The organism is Streptomyces sp. NPDC102270, assembly GCF_044766405.1.
Classification (GTDB): Bacteria; Actinomycetota; Actinomycetes; order Streptomycetales; family Streptomycetaceae; genus Streptomyces.
Window position 1 is genome coordinate 427865 of sequence record NZ_JBIWLX010000009.1, and the last position, 4532, is coordinate 432396.

4 protein-coding genes are annotated in these 4532 nt (G+C 70.5%); 2 read left to right on the forward strand and 2 right to left on the reverse strand.

Annotation, left to right across the window (positions count from 1 at the left end; all coding sequences use genetic code 11):
• Nucleotides 1-335: 335 nt before the first annotated feature.
• The gene (gene glgX, locus ACIRP7_RS21585) at nucleotides 336-2432 is read right to left on the reverse strand and encodes a glycogen debranching protein GlgX (protein WP_403661799.1); all 2097 of its coding nucleotides are present in this window, start codon (nucleotides 2430-2432) and stop codon (nucleotides 336-338) included.
• A gap of 44 nt (nucleotides 2433-2476) precedes the next feature.
• The gene (locus ACIRP7_RS21590) at nucleotides 2477-2968 is read right to left on the reverse strand and encodes a pep a2 (protein WP_403661728.1); all 492 of its coding nucleotides are present in this window, start codon (nucleotides 2966-2968) and stop codon (nucleotides 2477-2479) included.
• 295 nt (nucleotides 2969-3263) lie between these two features.
• Here ACIRP7_RS21590 and ACIRP7_RS21595 point away from each other — a divergent pair, with 295 nt between their 5' ends.
• A complete protein-coding gene (locus tag ACIRP7_RS21595) occupies nucleotides 3264-3563 on the forward strand; it encodes a DUF5133 domain-containing protein (RefSeq protein ID WP_403661730.1) in 300 nt (99 codons plus the stop codon).
• Between the two features lie 73 nt (nucleotides 3564-3636).
• Nucleotides 3637-4532 (forward strand): maltotransferase domain-containing protein (locus ACIRP7_RS21600; RefSeq protein ID WP_403661732.1); only part of this gene is annotated, 896 nt, incomplete at its 3' end.

Here is a 4532-nt window from a genome sequence, read left to right on the forward strand (position 1 = left end):
CCGTGACCTCACGCCGCGCACGCTGAAGACGGACGCCCGTGTCCCGCCCACACCGGTCACAGACGTCGCGGCCCGTCCCAAGGCCGTCAAGACCCACGGCGACAGCATGCTCACGCACGACACCACCTGAGCCGCCCTGCGCCCCCAGGCGCCTGGTTCACCGTGACCCCACACCGGGCACGCTGACGGCGGGCACCACGGTCCCCGCCCCACACCCGGCCGCAGGCGTCGCGGCCCACCCCAAGGCCGTCAGGACTCACGGCGACAAACGTCCCCGAAGCCGCGCTGCGCGAGCCCGCCCCTCACGCCGGAGGCGAGGGGCCGACGCCCCGCCTTCAGGTGGTCGCGCGGGACGGTCTCGACAGGAGTACCAGGCTGCGGGCCTCGACCTTCATCTCCGTGCCCGCCTTGTGTTCGGCCTCGTCGGCGCCCTGCGGTTCGGCCGTGTCGAGGACGGTCGTCCAGCGTTCGCCGTAGGCGCGGTCCGGCAGCCGGAAGTCGACGGGCTCCCAGTGGCCGTTCAGCAGCAGCAGGAACGAGTCGTCGACCACCCGGTTGCCCCGCGAGTCGGGTTCGGCGATGGCGTCGCCGTTGAGGAAGACGCCGACCGCGTGCGCGTCGGAGCGCTGCCAGTCCGCCTCGGCCATCTCGTCGGCGTCCGGCAGCAGCCAGACCAGGTCGGGCAGTGGCTGCCCCGCGTGCGTCACGGTCTCCCCCCGGAAGAACCGGCGCCTGCGCAGCACGGGATGCGCCGCGCGCAGGCCGATCACGTAGCGTGTGAAGTCGGCGAGTTCACGCTGTTCCTGACTCAACTCCCAGTCGATCCAGGAGACTTCGTTGTCCTGGCAGTAGGCGTTGTTGTTGCCGCCCTGCGTGCGGCCGAGTTCGTCGCCGTGACAGAGCATCGGAATGCCCTGGGAGAGCAGCAGGGTGGCGAGGAAGTTGCGCTGCTGGCGGGCCCGCAGCTCCAGGACGGCGGGGTCGTCGGTCTCGCCCTCGGCCCCGCAGTTCCAGGACCGGTTGGTGCTCTCGCCGTCCTGACCGTCCTCCCCGTTGGCCTCGTTGTGCTTGTCGTTGTACGAGACGAGGTCGCGCAGGGTGAAACCGTCGTGCGCGGTCACGAAGTTGACGCTCGCACGCGGGCGGCGGCGGCTGTGCTGGTACAGGTCGGAGGAGCCGGTCAGCCGGGAGGCGAACTCGCCCAGCGTGTGCGGCTCGCCCCGCCAGAAGTCCCGTACGGCGTCCCGGTACTTGCCGTTCCACTCCGACCACAGCGGCGGGAAGTTGCCGACCTGATAGCCGCCCTCCCCCACGTCCCACGGCTCGGCGATCAGCTTGACGCGGCTGATCACCGGGTCCTGCTGGATGAGGTCGAAGAACGCCGACAGCCGGTCCACCTCGTGGAACTGCCGGGCCAGCGTGGCGGCGAGGTCGAAGCGGAAGCCGTCGACGTGCATCTCGGTCACCCAGTACCGAAGCGAGTCCATGATCAGCTGGAGCACGTAGGGATGCCGCATCAGCAGGCTGTTCCCGGTACCGGTGGTGTCGTAGTAGTGCTCCCAGTCGCCGTCCACCAGCCGGTAGTACGAGGCGTTGTCGATGCCCCGGAAGGAGAGCGTGGGCCCCTTCTCGTTGCCCTCGGCGGTGTGGTTGTAGACGACGTCGAGGATGACTTCGAGGCCGGCCGCGTGCAGCGCCTTCACCATCGCCTTGAACTCGGTGACCTGCTGGCCCCGGGTGCCGTGGGCGGCGTAGGCGTTGTGGGGCGCGAAGAAGCCGATCGTGTTGTAGCCCCAGTAGTTGGCGAGGCCGCGGTCCTGGAGCACCCCGTCCTGCACGAACTGGTGCACCGGCATCAGCTCGACGGCGGTCACGCCGAGCGAGGTCAGATGGTCGATCACCGCGGGGTGCGCGAGACCGGCGTAGGTGCCGCGCAGTTCCGGCGGGACGTCCGGGTGAGTGCGGGAGAGTCCGCGGACGTGGGCCTCGTAGATCACGCTGTCGGCGTAGGGTCGCCGGGGCGGCCGGTCGTCACCCCAGTCGAAGGCCGGGTCGGTGACCACGCCGAGCATGGTGTGCCCGGCGCTGTCGGCCTCGGGGGTGTACAGCGAGGGGTGGTTGACCACCTGCCCGTCCACCGCCTTGGCGTACGGGTCGAGGAGCAGCTTCGCCGGATCGCACCGGTGGCCGAACGAGGGCTGCCAGGGGCCGTGCACCCGGTAGCCGTAACGCTGCCCCGGTCCGACACCCGGCACGTAGCCGTGCCACACGAAACCGTCGACCTCGGTCAGCGGGACGCCGGTGTGGGCGCCCCGCTCGTCGACCAGGACGAGTTCGACCCGCTCGGCGACCTCGCTGAACAGCGCGAAGTTGGTGCCCTCGCCGTCGAACGACGCCCCCAGCGGGTAGGGGTGCCCGCTCCAGGCCGGCACCCGCTTCCCGTTCTTGTACGGCTTCTTCCTGGACGACGGCACGCTCAGCACCCGCCGTCGACGGCGGCGGCCAGGGCCGCGACCGGCATCTCGCGCGGCACCTGGAGCACCTCCCGCAGGCTCGGGGCGGGAGCCGTCGGCACGAGCGGGACGCGCTCGCCGGCGCGGGCCCGCTGCGAGAACCAGATGACCTTGCTGCCGGTGTCGGTGGCACAGCAGCCCCAGCCGTCGCTCATCGCGGCGATCCGCTCGAGGCAGGCGCGCAGATCCAGGTCCGGGCGCAGCTCGCTGTCGTTCCCGGCGACGGCGGTGATGAGGTGCTGGCCGTTCCACCACAGCTCGATCGAGGTGTTCTTGTCCCTCGCGTGCTCGTCGATGGCCTTCAGCAGCAGTTCGGCACCACTGCAGACGGGCTCGACCAGGGTCTCGAGGTCCCAGAGCCGTAGGTGGGCGGCCAGGATGCGCCTGACCTGTCCGACCCGTTCCGGGCTGACCTCCACGTCGAGGTGGTAGTAGCAGGGCACTGCGGTTTTCATCGTCACTCCTCACCGGCGAAGCTCCCGCTCCTCCCGGCCCCCGCGGGGCCGGGCCCCGAAACACAGAGCGTGAGCGCTGATCGCTTCAGAGTCACTCCAGCGTGGGAGAGCTACGCCATTCGTGCAACACGAGCGACCGGCGAGGTAGTTGAAGAACCAACAAGACGTTGGGTCGTCATCCATGCACCATGAGTGAAGATCTCTTGAATCCCGGATCTTCTTGAGCCCTGGATCTTCCCGAGCCCGGACCCTGCCGCGCCCTGGATCCTCCCGAGTCCGAAAGGTGAACGGCGCCATGCTGCTACCGGCCAAAGCCGAGGTCGCCCGGCAACTGCGGCGCTATCGCGCCTGGGAGCGCGTGATGCTCGCGTCCCCCACCGACCGCGATGTACGGGCCACCTTCGAGGACTCGGGCTACACGCTGTGCGTGCTGATGGGCAAGCGCTGCGCGCGTGAGGCGGCCGAGGCCGCCGAGCGCTATCTGCGCAGCAGCGTGGTGGCCTACCTCCAAGAGCAGAGCGACCTCCCCCGCACGGGCACCGTCGCGAGACGTGGTCCGCCGAGGTCCGCGGAACGTTCCCCCGCAGGGAGGTAACCCTTCCGGCGCAGCTTCGATCCCCGGCCGGGCGCAGTCAGCGTCCGGCCTCGAGCACGGCGGAGGCGAGAGCATGAGTTCCACCCCGGTCATCGGCCGCATCCCGGTTCGGGACGTCCGCCCTGCCGTCGACTCCGGCAGGCGCCCGGCGAAGGCGGTCGTGGGAGAGGCGTTCCAGGTCACCGCGACGGTCTTCCGCGAGGGTCATGACGCGGTCGCCGCGAATGTCGTCTTGACCGACCCGGAAGGGCGGCACGGCCCCTGGACGCCGATGCGGGAGCTGGCTCCCGGCAGTGACCGCTGGGGCGCGGAGGTCACTCCGGACGTCGAGGGCCACTGGACGTATCGCGTCGAGGCCTGGAGCGATCCGGTCGGCACCTGGCGTCGCATCGCTCGCATAAAGGTTCCTGCCGGTCTCGACACCGGGCTGGTCCTGGAGGAGGGCGCCGAGCTGTACACCCGCGCGGCCGCGGGGGTCCCGGAGGGACCGCAGCACGCGGTGCTGCTGGCCGCGGCGAAGACGCTCGCGGACGACTCCCTGCCGGTCGCCACGCGTCTGGCGGGGGCCCTGACGCCGGACGTGGACGCGGTGCTCGCCCGCCATCCGCTGCGGGAGTTGATCACGGCGTCGGAGACGTTGCCGCTGCTGGTGGAGCGGGAGCGGGCGCTGTTCGGGTCGTGGTACGAGTTCTTCCCGCGTTCGGAGGGCACGCCGGAGCACCCGCACGGCACGTTCCGTACCGCGGCCCGCCGGTTGCCGGCGATCGCCGCGATGGGTTTCGACGTGGTCTATCTGCCGCCGATCCATCCGATCGGCACGACGTTTCGCAAGGGCCGCAACAACACCCTGTCCGCCGGCCCCGACGATGTGGGGGTGCCGTGGGCGATCGGTTCGCCGGAGGGCGGGCACGACGCGGTCCACCCGGATCTGGGCACGATCGAGGACTTCGACTGGTTCGTGCAGGAGGC

What these genes read in the sequence shown, in the direction of transcription:
- ACIRP7_RS21595 (WP_403661730.1), top strand. Translation starts at nt 3,264, where the DNA reads ATGCTGCTACCGGCCAAAGCCGAGGTCGCCCGGCAACTGCGGCGCTAT.
- ACIRP7_RS21590 (WP_403661728.1), bottom strand. Translation starts at nt 2,968, where the DNA reads ATGAAAACCGCAGTGCCCTGCTACTACCACCTCGACGTGGAGGTCAGC.